16 protein-coding genes are annotated in these 13,634 nt (G+C 63.5%); 13 read left to right on the forward strand and 3 right to left on the reverse strand.

From position 1 onward, the window contains the following. The first annotated feature begins 95 nt into the window (after nt 1–95). The 12 genes from ffh to V0U79_RS13005 all read left to right on the forward strand — a co-directional run bounded on the left by ffh (nt 96) and on the right by V0U79_RS13005 (nt 10,719). Nucleotides 96–1,622 carry a signal recognition particle protein gene (gene ffh, locus V0U79_RS12950; protein ID WP_330199930.1) on the forward strand — a complete coding sequence of 509 codons (1,527 nt, stop codon included), beginning with the start codon at nt 96–98 and terminating at the stop codon, nt 1,620–1,622. A gap of 39 nt (nt 1,623–1,661) precedes the next feature. Beyond that, entirely contained in the window at nt 1,662–2,168 is a 507-nt protein-coding gene (rpsP, locus tag V0U79_RS13720) for a 30S ribosomal protein S16 (protein ID WP_373696475.1), read from the forward strand. Between the two features lie 180 nt (nt 2,169–2,348). Then, nucleotides 2,349–2,864, forward strand: coding sequence for a ribosome maturation factor RimM (rimM, locus tag V0U79_RS12960; protein WP_330199931.1), 516 nt, complete (start codon nt 2,349–2,351; stop codon nt 2,862–2,864). Between the two features lie 48 nt (nt 2,865–2,912). After that, complete coding sequence (locus V0U79_RS12965; RefSeq protein ID WP_330199932.1) at nt 2,913–3,593, forward strand: hypothetical protein; 681 nt, start codon at nt 2,913–2,915, stop codon at nt 3,591–3,593. A 12-nt stretch (nt 3,594–3,605) separates the two neighbouring features. Next, entirely contained in the window at nt 3,606–4,202 is a 597-nt protein-coding gene (locus V0U79_RS12970) for a hypothetical protein (RefSeq protein ID WP_330199933.1), read from the forward strand. Continuing rightward, nucleotides 4,199–4,828, forward strand: coding sequence for a hypothetical protein (locus V0U79_RS12975; protein ID WP_330199934.1), 630 nt, complete (start codon nt 4,199–4,201; stop codon nt 4,826–4,828). Before V0U79_RS12970 ends, V0U79_RS12975 begins: the two co-directional genes overlap by 4 nt. 3 nt (nt 4,829–4,831) lie before the next feature. Continuing rightward, nucleotides 4,832–5,425 carry a hypothetical protein gene (locus tag V0U79_RS12980; protein ID WP_330199935.1) on the forward strand — a complete coding sequence of 198 codons (594 nt, stop codon included), beginning with the start codon at nt 4,832–4,834 and terminating at the stop codon, nt 5,423–5,425. Nucleotides 5,426–5,470: 45 nt separating this feature from the next. Continuing rightward, nucleotides 5,471–6,181 (forward strand): tRNA (guanosine(37)-N1)-methyltransferase TrmD, encoded by a 711-nt coding sequence (gene trmD / locus V0U79_RS12985; protein WP_330199936.1) that lies wholly within the window; start codon nt 5,471–5,473, stop codon nt 6,179–6,181. Further along, the gene (gene rplS, locus V0U79_RS12990) at nt 6,178–6,573 is read left to right on the forward strand and encodes a 50S ribosomal protein L19 (RefSeq protein ID WP_330199937.1); all 396 of its coding nucleotides are present in this window, start codon (nt 6,178–6,180) and stop codon (nt 6,571–6,573) included. Before trmD ends, rplS begins: the two co-directional genes overlap by 4 nt. A gap of 236 nt (nt 6,574–6,809) precedes the next feature. Then, nucleotides 6,810–7,550: an NAD-dependent deacylase gene (locus tag V0U79_RS12995; protein WP_373696477.1), complete on the forward strand. Its 741-nt coding sequence runs from the start codon at nt 6,810–6,812 to the stop codon at nt 7,548–7,550. After that, complete coding sequence (locus tag V0U79_RS13000) at nt 7,547–9,148, forward strand: tetratricopeptide repeat-containing sulfotransferase family protein (RefSeq protein ID WP_330199939.1); 1,602 nt, start codon at nt 7,547–7,549, stop codon at nt 9,146–9,148. Before V0U79_RS12995 ends, V0U79_RS13000 begins: the two co-directional genes overlap by 4 nt. After that, nucleotides 9,145–10,719, forward strand: coding sequence for a tetratricopeptide repeat-containing sulfotransferase family protein (locus V0U79_RS13005; protein ID WP_330199940.1), 1,575 nt, complete (start codon nt 9,145–9,147; stop codon nt 10,717–10,719). Before V0U79_RS13000 ends, V0U79_RS13005 begins: the two co-directional genes overlap by 4 nt. Here V0U79_RS13005 and V0U79_RS13010 read toward each other — a convergent pair. Continuing rightward, complete coding sequence (locus V0U79_RS13010; protein ID WP_330199941.1) at nt 10,716–11,114, reverse strand: metallopeptidase family protein; 399 nt, start codon at nt 11,112–11,114, stop codon at nt 10,716–10,718. The two genes, V0U79_RS13005 and V0U79_RS13010, sit on opposite strands and share 4 nt — an antisense overlap. Here V0U79_RS13010 and V0U79_RS13015 point away from each other — a divergent pair. Continuing rightward, the gene (locus tag V0U79_RS13015; protein ID WP_330199942.1) at nt 11,113–11,646 is read left to right on the forward strand and encodes an MmcB family DNA repair protein; all 534 of its coding nucleotides are present in this window, start codon (nt 11,113–11,115) and stop codon (nt 11,644–11,646) included. The two genes, V0U79_RS13010 and V0U79_RS13015, sit on opposite strands and share 2 nt — an antisense overlap. Here V0U79_RS13015 and V0U79_RS13020 read toward each other — a convergent pair. After that, a complete protein-coding gene (locus tag V0U79_RS13020; protein WP_330199943.1) occupies nt 11,643–12,191 on the reverse strand; it encodes an ActR/PrrA/RegA family redox response regulator transcription factor in 549 nt (182 codons plus the stop codon). The two genes, V0U79_RS13015 and V0U79_RS13020, sit on opposite strands and share 4 nt — an antisense overlap. A 33-nt stretch (nt 12,192–12,224) precedes the next feature. Next, nucleotides 12,225–13,538 carry an ActS/PrrB/RegB family redox-sensitive histidine kinase gene (locus V0U79_RS13025; protein ID WP_330199944.1) on the reverse strand — a complete coding sequence of 438 codons (1,314 nt, stop codon included), beginning with the start codon at nt 13,536–13,538 and terminating at the stop codon, nt 12,225–12,227. Nucleotides 13,539–13,634 lie beyond the last annotated feature (96 nt).

Here is a 13,634-nt window from a genome sequence, read left to right on the forward strand (position 1 = left end):
CCCTCGGTCCTTCGGACCACTCCCCCCGCAAGCAGGGGGAGAAAGTGGTTTTGTGAGCCTCGAAGGGCGGAGCAGAAATTGGAGACGGCGGACTTATGTTCGACGCACTGACAGAACGGCTTTCCGGGGTTTTCGACAAGCTCACCGGACGCGGCGCCCTCTCGGAGAAGGACGTCGATGCAGCCCTGCGCGAGATCCGCGTGGCGCTGCTGGAAGCCGATGTCGCGCTGCCCGTGGTCAAGGACTTCGTCAAAACGGTGAAGGAACGCGCCGTCGGCGAGGACGTGATCCGCGCTGTCGCCCCGGGCCAGCAGGTCATCAAGATCGTTCATGATGCGCTGGTCGGCCTGCTCGGTGGCGAAGGCGAGCCGGAAGGCCTGTCGCTGACCGGCGAACCGCCAATCGTTATCCTGATGGCCGGTTTGCAGGGCTCGGGTAAAACCACGACCTCGGCCAAGCTGGCGCGCCGGATCCAGACCCGCGACAAGAAAAAGGTCCTGCTGGCCTCGCTCGATACGCGGCGCCCGGCGGCGATGGAACAGCTGCAGCAGATGGCCGAGCAGGCCGAAGCCGGCTTCCTGCCGATCGTTCAGGGCCAGGGCGCGGTCGATATCGCCAAGCGCGCCGTGCAGGCGGGCCGCCTGCAGGGCTATGACGTGGTGATCCTGGATACCGCTGGCCGGACCTCGATCGATGAAGACCTGATGGCCGAGGCGAAGGCCATTTCCGATGTCTCCAATCCGCGCGAGACGCTACTGGTCGCCGATGCGCTGACCGGTCAGGACGCGGTCGAGACCGCAAGGCGCTTCAACGAGCGCCTTCCGCTGACCGGCCTGGTACTGACCCGGATGGATGGTGATGGCCGCGGCGGTGCGGCGCTCTCCATGCGCCATGTCACCGGCCTGCCGATCAAGTTTGTCGGTGTCTCTGAAAAGGTCGACGGGCTGGATGCGTTTGATGCCAAGCGCATGGCCGGGCGCATCCTTGGCCGCGGCGATATTGTCGCGCTGGTCGAGAAGGCCGCCGAAGAGGTTGATCAGGAAAAGGCCGAACGCCTCGCCCGCAAGATGGCGAAGGGCAAGTTCGACATGGACGACCTCGCCGACCAGCTGAACCAGCTGAAGAAGATGGGCGGTCTGGGCGGCATTATGGGCCTGCTGCCGGGCATGAATAAAAAGATGCAGGCGCAGGCCGCGGCTGCCGGCATGGACGACAATCTGCTGAAACAGCAGACTGCGATCATCTCCTCGATGACGAAGGAAGAGCGCAGGAAGCCGGAACTGATCAAGGCTTCGCGCCGCAAGCGGATTGCCGCCGGTGCCGGGGTCGGCGTGCCCGAGGTCAACAAGCTTCTGAAAATGCACCGCCAGATGGCGGACATGATGAAAAAGGTCGGCAAGAAGGGTCCGAAAGGCCTCCTGTCCGGCTTCACCCCGCCCGGTGGCGGCGGTGGCCCCGATCCGGCGCTGGTCCAGCGCATGAAGGGCGGAAATGCCGGCGGCCTTCCCGGCCTGACCGACAACCAGCAATCTTCTTCCGGCGGATCATCGCTGCCGGGCCTTGGCGGCGGTGCGCTGCAACTGGGTCCGGACGGGCTGCCGATCGGATTTGGCAAGAAATAACTCACGATATCAACTGACTAACTCTCAAGGAAAACCACAATGTCCCTGAAAATCCGTTTGTCGCGTGGCGGCTCCAAGAAACGCCCGTATTACCGCATCGTCGTCGCTGACTCGCGCATGCCGCGCGATGGCCGCTTCATCGAGAAGATCGGGTCCTACAATCCGATGCTCCCGAAGGATGGCGAGCGCGTCCAGATCGACCTGGAAAAGGCCAAGGCCTGGTATGCCAAGGGCGCCCGCCCGACCGATCGCGTTGCCCGCTTCCTGCATGAAGCCGATGGCGAAGCCTTCAAGTGGGAACACGGCAACAACCCGCAAAAAGCCAAGCCGGGTGCCAAGGCCCAGGAACGCCTGGCCGAAAAGGCCGAGAAGGAAGCCGAGCTGAAGGCGGCAGCCGAGGAAGCTGAAGCGGCTGCCAACGCTCCGGCCGAAGAAGAAGCACCGGCCGAGGAAGCCGCTGCTGAAGAGGCTCCGGCCGAGGACGCTGCTGCCGAGGAAGCCCCGGCTGAAGAAGCGGCTGCCGAAGAAGAAAAGACCGAAGGCTAGGGCTGACCCCTGGCCAGATCCGCGCTTTCCCTCCCCCATTGTGGGGAGGGGCAGTTCGGCCCGGCCCTTCGAGGCTGACTGCGTCAGCACCTCAGGGTGACGTGTTTGTTAGACGTATTCTCACCTCATGCTGAGGTGCGAGCGCAAGCGAGCCTCGAAGCACGTGGCAGGACCACACTGATGAAGCCCCAACTCATCACCATTGCCCGCATCAAGGGTGCGCATGGCGTGAAGGGCGAGGCCCGTGTCCAGTCCTTCACCGCTGACCCTGCCGCCTGCTTTACCTACGGCCCCTTCCTGGACCGGGATGGCAAGCCCTTCCTGACACCCGTCAAATGGCGGCCCCAGAAAGACGACTTCATCGTGACCTTCCGCGAGGCGTTGACCCGCGAAGAGGTGGCGGCGCTGCGCGGCCGCGAATTCTGTGTTCCCCGGAATGCCTTGCCCGAGGCCGGGAAGGACGAGTTCTACATTACCGACCTGATCGGGCTGAGGGCGGTCACCTCTGACGGGCAAGCGGCCGGGCGCGTCGTGGCGGTCGAGAATTTCGGGGCGGGAGACCTGCTCGAGATCGAAGGTGATGAGGGGCGTTTCTATGTCGCCTTCACCCGCGCTGACGTGCCGGATGTCGACCTGGCGGGCGGCATTGTCACCATTGTGATGCCGGATACAGACGATACGCCGGAAAACGGCTGACAAGCCTTCCTTTTGCCTGCTAGGGTTGCAGGAGAGGGGAGACACAACATGCTGGCATTGATGATGGCGGCGCTGTTGCAGGCGCAAGCACAGGACGTGATCTGCGAGACCGATCTGAACATCCCGACGGGAAGGCGGCGGCACGATCCGAAAACCTTTACCGTGGAATGCCCGGACTATGGCCTGCGCTATGAGGGGATGCAGGAACAGATCGAGGCCCATTTCGATGCGCTGGACCTCGACTTCCGGCATGCCGACTGGACGCGCTGGCCAACCCGTGTGCGTTTTCGGCTGGATCCCGAGCGGGGCTGGATACCCGACGGGCCGCAAATGATGATCATTTCTCCACCGGAGATGCCGCGCAGTATCACCAATAGCGGATATCGCGACCTGGAATGCATCTGGATGGCCTATCCGGAAGCCGACGGGGTGGTCGAGGTCGAGGACTATCGCTGCCTGCTGGATGGAGAGGCTGTGCCCGAGCGCATGGAACGCCGTGTCCGGCGGGTGTTCGAACAGGCGATGGAAACCTCGCGCATCATGCCGGAAACGCCCGGCGCCTGTGTCCAGGATGTTGTGCGCGTGTCGGCTTTTGTGTTCGACTATCACTATGCTTTCGGCTGGGATGGCGACGGGCCGAGGCGCTCGGCCAATAGCCGGTTCGATCCCCTCTGTCCGCCCGGGGGTATTGACGCCGCGCCGGACAGTGATGACGGAAAACAGGGTTGAGGAGCGTATCAGGTGTTGAGTTTTCTTCCGGTCTTGTTGCTGGCGGTCTCGCTGGATACGCCAGCCATGGCGGACAGTGATGGCAGCGTCTATTGCGATGCGGTCTATCAGACCCGCAATGGACGCACTTTCCGCGTCAGTGTTACCTGCCCCGATGTCGAGCACCGCGAGAGCCTGCAGCGGCAGGCCGAACAGCAGGTGGAAGAGGCCCGTTCCGTGCTGCGCGATGTGTCGATCCGCGATCTGCCGGGCCGGGTTCATTTCCGGCGGGTGGAAACCGCCAACGGGGTGGACTGGCAGGTGCAGCCCGGCGTCATCTCGCGCATCAATGCCTATTATCCGCGCAATCCGGTCCGCGCCAATGTCAGCGCTGCCTGCACGGCGCGCTATGACATCGTCGAGGGTGAGCCGGAGAATATCTGTATTGTCTGCCGCGCGACGGATTTCCGCGGTGATTATATCCGTGAGATGCGGCGGGCGATCCGCCGCTCCTTCTTCGTTGATACAAGCGAGCCGGTGGAACAGGTCTTCAGCGTCGAATTCCCGTTGCCGGACGCGCCGTCGCCCGGCATTCCGCCCGCGCCTGATTGCAGTGAGGACAGTGAATGATCGAAATTGCGCTTGCCCTTCTGATTCAGACCGCGCCGCTGGAGACAGTTTGTGACCTTGATATCAAGACGGCCGGCCTGTCGCGCGCGCGGCGCGTGGTCGAGGCGGATGTGGCCTGTCATGAAAACGTGCCCGGCCGCGATGAGCTGAACCAGCTGGCCGAACGATATGCCGGGCGGCTGAATACACGGCGGTTGCGTTCGGAAAACCTTCTGACATCGCACACGGCCCTGTTCAGCCGCGGCGAGGCGGGTGGCTGGGAGCCCGTACCGGGCCAGGTGGTGATTACCGTGCCCTATGTCTTCCCGCGAGAGCTGATCGATGCGGCGGTTGATACCGTGTCCTGTTCCTGGTCGGCCTATCCCGACCGGACGGGTGCGCCGCGCAATGTGCGCGCGACCTGTTATGTCGACGGGCGGGTGCGGCCGCGCAACCATATCCGGCAGGCTGAGCGCGCCGTTGAGGACATGGTGCGCCAGACCCGATTCTTCCCGGCGGATGTCGATTATTGCTTCCAGGACGAGGTGCGCGTGGTCGCCCCGGTGATCGAGGTGACCGGCGGGCGCTACAATAATGACAATGATATCGAACCCGACATGCGGCCGCTGCCGCAATTGTGCGGGTAGGGGTTGATCACGGCGCTTCTGGTTTCGCTGGCTTTGCAGAGTGTGGCGACAGATGCACGAGAAGTCGAAACCTGCCGCCTGATCCGGACAATTTTGACTGAAGTGGAGCAGCAAAACCCGGGCCGGGATATCGTCATCGATACTCACTTCCGCGGCGCATCGATTGAGATCGATCTCGATGAATTTGTTTTTGGGCGCCATACGCGTTGCGTCGGACGATGTGATCTGCGCGCAATTATTGCCTGGCATGAAGCCTTCAACGCCGCACCGATCCATCAAATCCGTGACGCATTCGGTTCGATTGTCGAAGCCGGTTCTGAGATTGAATGTGAAAGACGCGACGGCGAGCAATGGTCGGACGCCGAGCGGACGATCGCCCGGTATGACATGGTGATGGAATTGGCAGACATGGATAATCATGCAGTCGTTACCGACCCGCCAATCATTATTTCGATCTCGCCGCCCGCGTTTGATTTTGACAGGCAAACGGCGCTGTTCATGGAGAGCTGCCGACTGGTGTTCTATTCGCGCAACGATGATGGTGCTTGGCAACCCTTGGCGCGTTCGATCATGCCGCTGTGCGAAATGCCCTTTTAACCCTCGACTCGCCAAGGCAATCCGGCTCTGCTAAAGGCCGCCACCATGTTTACGGCCAGCGTGCTCACCCTCTTTCCGGATGCGTTTCCGGGCCCTCTTGGCGTCTCCCTGATCGGGACTGCTAAAAACAAGGGCTTATGGGCGCTAGAAACGGTGGACATACGGGAATTTTCCCGTCATAAGCACGCCTCCGTTGACGACACGCCTGCTGGCGGCGGGGCCGGAATGGTCTTGCGCCCGGATGTGGCGGCGGCGGCGATTGATGCGGTGACAGCCTCTGATGAGGAGGAACGGCCGCTGATCTACATGACGCCCCGGGGCCGCCCGATCACCCAGACCCGCGTTCGGGAATGGGCGGATGGGCCCGGTGTCGTTGTGTTTTGTGGGCGTTTTGAAGGGCTCGATGAACGGGTCATCAAGGCGCGCAGGCTGGAAGAGGTCAGCGTCGGTGACGCGGTCCTCGCCGGCGGAGAAGCGGCAGCCATGTGCCTGATCGAGGCGTGTGTGCGGCTGATCCCCGGAGTGCTGGGTGATCCGGCATCGGCCGAGGAAGAAAGTTTCGAGGGCGATCTCCTCGAATACCCTCACTACACGCGGCCGCGTGAATGGGAGGGGGAGGAGATCCCGGAAGTGCTGTTATCCGGTGATCATGGGGCGGTGGCCCGATGGCGGCGGGAAATGGCGGAAAAGACGACGCAGGAACGCCGTCCGGATTTGTGGGAACGCTATATCCGCCGGCAAGGAGAAGACCGATGAACCTCATCGAGAAGATTGAAAACGCCGAAGCCGCCCGTGTGCTCGGTGACAAGGCCCACCCGGATTTCGATCAGGGTGACACGCTGAAAGTTCACGTCCGCATCAAGGAAGGTGAGCGCGAGCGTATCCAGGTGTTCGAAGGCGTTTGCCTCGGCCGCTCGGGTGCCGGCCTGCAGGAAAGCTTCACTGTCCGCAAGATATCCTTCGGTGAAGGCGTGGAGCGTGTCTTCCCGCTGCACTCGCCGAATGTCGAGAAGGTGGAAGTGGTCCGCCGCGGTAATGTCCGCCGCGCCAAGCTGTATTATCTGCGTGGCCGCCGCGGCAAGTCCGCCCGGATCGCCGAGCGCACCACCGGCCGCAATATGGAAAACGGCCGCGAGAAGAAGTCGTAAGACGGCTTTTCCGGGGAAGGCTGTTCCTTCCCGCGCAAAGGTTCGAAGAAGCCCGCCAGCGATGGCGGGCTTTTTTGTTTTTCGTTTCGGTCTTCCTCCCCCGTTCACGGGGGAGGTGGCAGCGAAGCTGACGGAGGGGGCCATCGCCCCCCTCGTCCGTATGGGACACTCCCCCGCAAGCAGGGGGAGAAAAGGCAAGCGCACCCCGCTGCCCCTGCCGGTTGGCCTCGGGACAGCTGCGCGGCACAGTGCGCGCCATGAAACCCTCCCTCCTCATTCTCACCGGGTCCGGCGTGTCGGCGGAAAGCGGACTTGGCACCTTCCGGGATACGGACGGGATCTGGGCGAAATTCGACTGGCAGAAACTGGCAACACCCGAAGGCTTTGCCGAAAGCCCGTCGGAAGTGCACGCCTTCTATAATGCGCGCCGGAAGGGCCTTCTGACGGCGGAACCCAATCCGGCGCACACCGCGTTGGCCCTGCTGGAAGCGGCCTGGGTGCGCTCGGGCGGGGATTTCCTGCTGGTCACCCAGAATATTGATGATCTGCACGAGCGTGCCGGGTCGGAACGCCTGATCCACATGCATGGCGAGCTGCTGCGCTCGCGCTGTGCGGGCTGCGGGGATTTGCGGGCGTGCCGCGAGGATCTGTCGATCATGATGAGCTGCGGGGCGTGCGGCCGGGAAGGCAGTTTGCGCCCGCATGTCGTCTGGTTCGGCGAGGTGCCGCTGGGGCTGGATGAAATCTTCGACCGCCTGTCGTCGGTCACCCATTTTGCCGCGATCGGCACATCGGGTGCGGTCTGGCCGGCCGCCGGCTTTGCCGAGGAGGCCGGGCGCGCCGGTGCCGAAACCTGGGAGCTTTCCCTCGATCCAGGCGAGAGCGGGCACAATTTCAGTCACAGCCAGTATGGCCAGGCGAGCGAGACCGTACCGGACTGGTGTGAGACGATATTGTCGCGGGCCTTTGCCTCATGAGCGAACTGATCCGGCAAGCCCAGTCCGCGCTCAATGCCGGCAATGCCACCGCCGCCCTGCAGGCGTCGCAGGCGGCGGTGCAGGCCAATCCGAATGATGCCAACGCCCATTACCTTGCCGCTGCCGCGCTGCGCATGGCGGGCCGGGCGGGCGAGGCGCTGCGCATCCTGGATTTCCTCAATCAGCGCCTGCCGGGCCAGCCGGACCTGATCAACATGACCGGGCTGTGCCGCCGCGATATGGGCGATGCCAAAGGCGCGATTGCCGACTTCGAACGCGTGATTGCGCTGAACCCCGCACATGCGCCAGCGATGGGCAATCTGGCCGGGCTGCTAGCCGAGACCGAACCGGAAAAGGCGGTGCCGGTGTTTGAAAAGCTGGCGGGGCTGCATCCGCAATCGGCCGAGCCTCTGGCGCTGGCGGCGTCTGTGTGTTTGCGCCTGCGCGACCCCGAGCGGGCAAAGGCCTTTGCTGCGCGCGCTGTGGCGCTGGCACCGGATGCGATGCTGGTGCGCTCGGTGGAAGCCGGAATTGCGCTGGCGGAAGATGATGCCGGGCGTGCGCGGGCCAGACTGGAAACCGTTTTGCCCGGAGCGGCCGGGCCGGTTTCCCAGCTGACGGTTGCCTGGGGCCGGCTGGCCGAAGCCTGTGACCGGCTGAAGGATTATCCTGCCGCATTCGCCGCCTGTCAGTCGGCCAATGAGATCCAGCGGCGCGACTGGGATATCCGCTTTGCCGGTTATGACGGGCCGCGCTCGCTGGCCTCGGCAGAACGGCTGGCGCAATGGTTTGACGCGAATGATCCGGCGCCCGTGGACGCCGCGCAACTGGAGGGGCCGGCACCGGTCTTCCAGGTGGGATTTCCGCGGTCCGGCACGACGCTGCTGGAACAGATGCTGGGTGCGCACCCTGATATCGAGACACTGGAAGAGCAGGATGCGATCGGTCCGGTTATCCGCGGCGTCGGGGACCGCCGCGAACAGCTGGAAAAACTCGGCGCGCTCACACCGGACGCGATCAATGCCATGCGCCGGGATTACTGGCGCCAGGCCCGGACGGAAGGGCCGCCGCAGGCCGGCAAGGTGTTTGTCGACAAATATCCGATGAATCTGGCCTGGCTCGGCCCGCTGATGCGGGTCTTCCCGGATGCGAAGATCATATTCTGCCTGCGCGATCCACGTGATTGCGTGCTCTCGGCGTTCCAGCAGCGTTTTGCCGTAAACCCGGAAATGTACCGGATGCTGAAGATCGACGAGTGTGCCCGGCTCTATGACACCGCTATGCGGGCCGGACAGGCGGCCCTGGCCTCGTCCCATGCCGTGCCGGTGCATCGTCTGCGCTATGAGGATCTGATCGAGGATTATCGCGGCCAGATGACGGCATTATTCGGCTTTCTCGGTCTGGACTGGCATGACGATGTGGCGGGCTATCGCGAGCGCGCAGCGGTGCAGACCATCAAGACGCCATCTGCGCCCCAGGTGGTGAAACCGCTTTACAAGGGCGCGATCGGCAAGTGGAAAAACTACCGGTTTGCGCTGGAGCCGGCCCTGCCGGCGCTGGCGCACTGGATCGAACGCTACGGATATGAGGTCTCATGAGCAGTGATCTTCAATCGGGCTTTGCTGCCCTGCAGACCGGGAATGCCCAGCGGGCGCTGGAGATTGCCCGGGCCGGGGGCGACGATCCCAATGCCCGCTATCTGGAAGGACTGGCGCTGCGCGCGCTGGGTGACAGTCAGGCCGCGCTGGACGTGTTTCGCGCACTCGGCAAGGCGCATCCGCAAGTCGCTGACTTCGCCAATCTGGAAGGATTGTGTGCCGGAGACCTGGATGATGTCGCGGGCGCAAGGGCGGCGTTTGGCCGGGCGGTCGATGCGCATGCGGGCTTTTACAATGCGCCCTTCAATCTGGGCCGCTTGCTGGCCGACAAGGGCGAGTTGGCCGAAGCGGCAGAGGCTTTCCACCAGGCGCTGGCGATCAAGCCGGATCATCTGCCGAGCCTGCGCAATCTGGCGCATGTGCTCGAGCAGGCCCATGCGTATGAGGCCGCAGAAGAGGCCGCCGATGCGGCGTTGAAACTGGCCGGCAGCGATCCGCTGGCGCTGGCGGTGAAGGCAGGAGCCCTGACCCGCAAGCAGGCCTATGGCGAGGCGGCGGATCTGATCACGCGCCAGCTGAAAGCCGATGCGCCGGCCATCAATGCGGCTCTGGCGTTGGGGCGGAAGGGTGAAGCGCTGGAAAAGGACGGCGCGTTCGATGCGGCGTTCGGCGCTTTCGCGGCGGCCAATCAGAAGCTGAAGCAGAAATATGCCGTCCAGTATAATGGCGTCACGAACGGGTTTGCGCTCGACCGCGTGAAGGCGCTGTCGCGCTGGCCGGGCGTGCCGGTCGAGGCGGAGACCGGCTGTGAGGGACCGGCACCGGTTTTCCTCGTCGGCTTTCCGCGCTCGGGCACGACGCTGGTCGAGAATGTGCTCGCCGCCCATCCCGATATCACTACGAGTGACGAGGCCGAACTGTCCGCCCCGCTGATCGAGGCGGCCGGTGATACGCCGGAAGACTGGCTGGCCTTCATGGAGGCCATGCCGGAAAAGCGCGCGGCACTCCGCGCGGCCTACTGGGAGGGCTGGACCGGTGCGAAACCGGGGGCCGGTCAGGTCTTCATAGACAAGCTGCCGCTGAATCTGGCCTATGTGGGCCTTCTGTCGGCGGTTTTCCCGGACGCGAAATTCATTCTCTCCATCCGCGATCCTCGCGATTGCGTCCTGTCAGCCTTCAAACAGCGTTTTGGCATGAATGCCGCCATGTTCCGCATGCTCACCATGCCCGGCGCGGCCTCCTATTACGACGCGGCGATGCTGGCGGGTACTCGGGCGCTGGACCGGGTGCCGCCCGGCCAGCAGCGCCAGGTCAAATACGAGGATTGCGTGGCTGATCTCGAAGGTCAGACCCGGCAGCTGGTGGAATTTCTCGGTCTCGCCTGGAGCGATGATGTGATGGCCTATCGCGAGAAGGCTAAAGCCCGCGCCATCTCCACCCCGTCTGCTTCGCAAGTAGTTCAGCCGGTCTATGACAGCTCGGCCGGCCGCTGGAAGGATTATGCCGGCCCGATGCAAGGCGTCAGGTCGGTACTGGACCCCTGGGCCCAGCGCTGGGGGTATGAGGTCTAGGCGGTTTCTGCCGCGTCCTCGATGGCGTGCATGTCCTCGTCGGAGAGGCCGAAATGATGGCCGATCTCATGGACCAGCACATGGGCGATCAGGAATTTCAGCGAGACATCGCCGCGCTCGGCCCATTCGGCCAGGATCGGCTTGCGGTAGAGCCAGACCTGGTCGGGGAAGGCCATCGGATCGCTGATCGATTTCTGCGTCAGGTCGACTCCCTGGTAGAGGCCCGACAGCTGGTACGGGTTGGTCATCCCGAAATGGTCGAGAATCTCGTGGTCGGCAAAGTCGGCGACACGGATCGAGACATTGCCGCACATGCGGCGGAAGCCTTCGGGCAATTCGTTGAAGGCCTCTTCGGCGAGGCCAGCGAATTCATCAATATCGGGGAGTCTTTGCATGGGTCTGATTTGGGGTGTCCGCCGCGATTTGCCAGAGCGGTGCTTGATTTTGGAACACAAGTGGAACATTGTCCCCGGCATGGACACGCACGCCCTGGCCTCGAACGATAATCCGGCGATTGATGATGCCCGCCTGCTGGCGCGCGGCGCGGCCCGCCTGCTTTATGATCTGGGCTATACGGCCATTCCCGAATTTTCGTTCAAGACCGGGCGGCGGGCAGATCTGTTTGCCATCGGGCCGAAGGGCGAGATGACCGTGGTCGAGATCAAGTCCGGCATGGCGGACTTCCGTGCCGACAATAAATGGATGGAATACTGGGGCTGGTGTGACCGTCTGTATTTCGCCGTCTCCGACCGCTTCCCCCATGATGTGATCCCGTCACAGGCCGGGCTGATCGTGGCCGACGGATTTGGCGCGGCGATTGTCCGCGAAAGCCCGCATGACCCGATCAATGCCGCCCGCCGCAAATCGGTGATGCTGCGGTTTGCCCGCACTGCTGCGGAACGGCTGGGCCGCCTGGGCGATAGCTAGCGCGGGGCGCGCTTGGCGAGGATGCGCTGCAGGGTACGACGGTGCATGTTCAGGCGGCGCGCCGTCTCCGAGACATTGTGATCGCACAATTCGAAAACGCGCTGGATATGCTCCCAGCGGATGCGGTCGGCCGACATCGGGTTTTCCGGCGGTGCCGGCTTGTCACCGGGTGAAAGCAGCGCCTTGACCACATCATCGGCATCGGCCGGCTTGGCCAGATAGTCGATGGCGCCGGATTTCACCGCGGCAACGGCGGTGGCGATATTGCCATAGCCGGTCAGCATGATGGCGCGGCAATCATCGCGCGACGCATGCAGGGCGCGGACAACGTCCAGACCGTCCCCGTCTTCCAGGCGCAAATCAACCACGGCGAAGGCCGGCGGATTGCCACGGGCAATCTCCATGGCCTCGGACACCGTGCCGACCGCCGACACGATGAAGCCACGGCTGGTCATGGCGCGGCCGAGACGGGTGCGGAAAGGCGCGTCGTCATCGACAATCAGCAGTGTCTTGTCTTCCGGCAGGTCGAGTTCGGTCTCGCTCATTTATGGGCCCCCGCTTGATGGTCCGTTTTCTGTTTAGTCCGCTTCTTCAGGGGCTTCCACCTGCTTGCGCGGCCATTCCACATGTATCAGCGCGCCGCCCAGCTCGCCGCCATTGGCAAATCGGGCCCGCCCTCCCAGGCGTTCGATCATGGTGATGGCGATAAAACTGCCCAGGCCAAGCCCGCCGCCCACTTCTCCATTGCGTCTGGATATATATGGCTCGCCGATCCGGCCCAGTACATCGGCGGCAAATCCCTTGCCATCATCATTGATGATGACGCCGATCCCGTCTTCGCTCCAACGGCCTTCAATGAGGACGCGGCCGGCGGCAAACTCGACGGCATTCTCGATCAGGTTGCCCAGCCCGTAGAGGAATTCCGGCTGGCGGGCGATGACCGGCGGTTCGCCTTCGCCCTGCATGCGGATGGTGATGGAGGCACCCAGACCCCGCATCGGGCCGCACACCTCGTCCAGCGCATCACGGAAGGCGATGCGGTCGTGAACCTTGTCGCGGGCTGTCCGCTGGGCCGATAATTGCTGAAGGATGTCGCGGCATCTCTTGGCCTGCGAGACCAGCAATTCGGCATCCTCCCTCAAGGTTTCATCCTTGATCTCGCGTGCCATTTCCTTGGCTGTCAGCTGGATGGTGGCCAAAGGCGTGCCCAGCTCGTGTGCGGCAGCAGCGGCCAGCGAGCCAACGGCCGACAGTTTCTGTTCGCGTGCGAGAATGGCCTGCGTCGCTGTCAGGGCGGCCCCCATGCGCTTGGCCTCATGTCCGATCCGCCAGGCATAGGCGGCGGTAAAGGATACGGCGATGACGAAAGCAACGCCCAGGCCGGCTTCATAAAGCGGCGGCAGGTTGAGGGTCTGTCCGGCAATCCAGGGCAGGGGCAGGGAATAAAGTGACATGGCGCCCATCCCCAGAAGCCCCAGAACCGCCAGGCCGACTGAAAAGCGCGGGGGCAGGGCAGCAACACCGATCGTCACCGGCGCCACCAGCATCACCACGAAGGGGTTTTGCAAACCACCGGTCAGCACCAGAAGCAGGGACAGCTGGATCACATCAAAGGCCAGCTGGGCGAAGGCCTCGTGCTGGGAGGTCAGCTTCTGGATGTCGCGGCTGATGATCAGGCCGAGATTGAGCACCGCACTGGCGGCGACCACAATACAGCACAGCAAAAGCGGCACCTCGAAGCCCAGCACCAGCGTTACGAAGAGCAGGGTGGCGGCCTGTCCGACGACCGCCATCCAGCGCAGAACGATGAGGGTTCGCAGGCGGACCCGGCCGAAGAAAGGGGCGACGCCGGGCGGCGGTGTCGGGCTGTCGAATTCGTAAGACGTCTGCATGTCAGACCTATATCCGCATTGCCCGGGGTCAGGCCAGACAGATTGCACCTTGCTGCATTGCACAATGACCGGTTTGGGGCCATCTTCCCGATCCCT

Source organism: Hyphobacterium lacteum, assembly GCF_036330345.1.
Taxonomy (GTDB): Bacteria; Pseudomonadota; Alphaproteobacteria; order Caulobacterales; family Maricaulaceae; genus Hyphobacterium; species Hyphobacterium lacteum.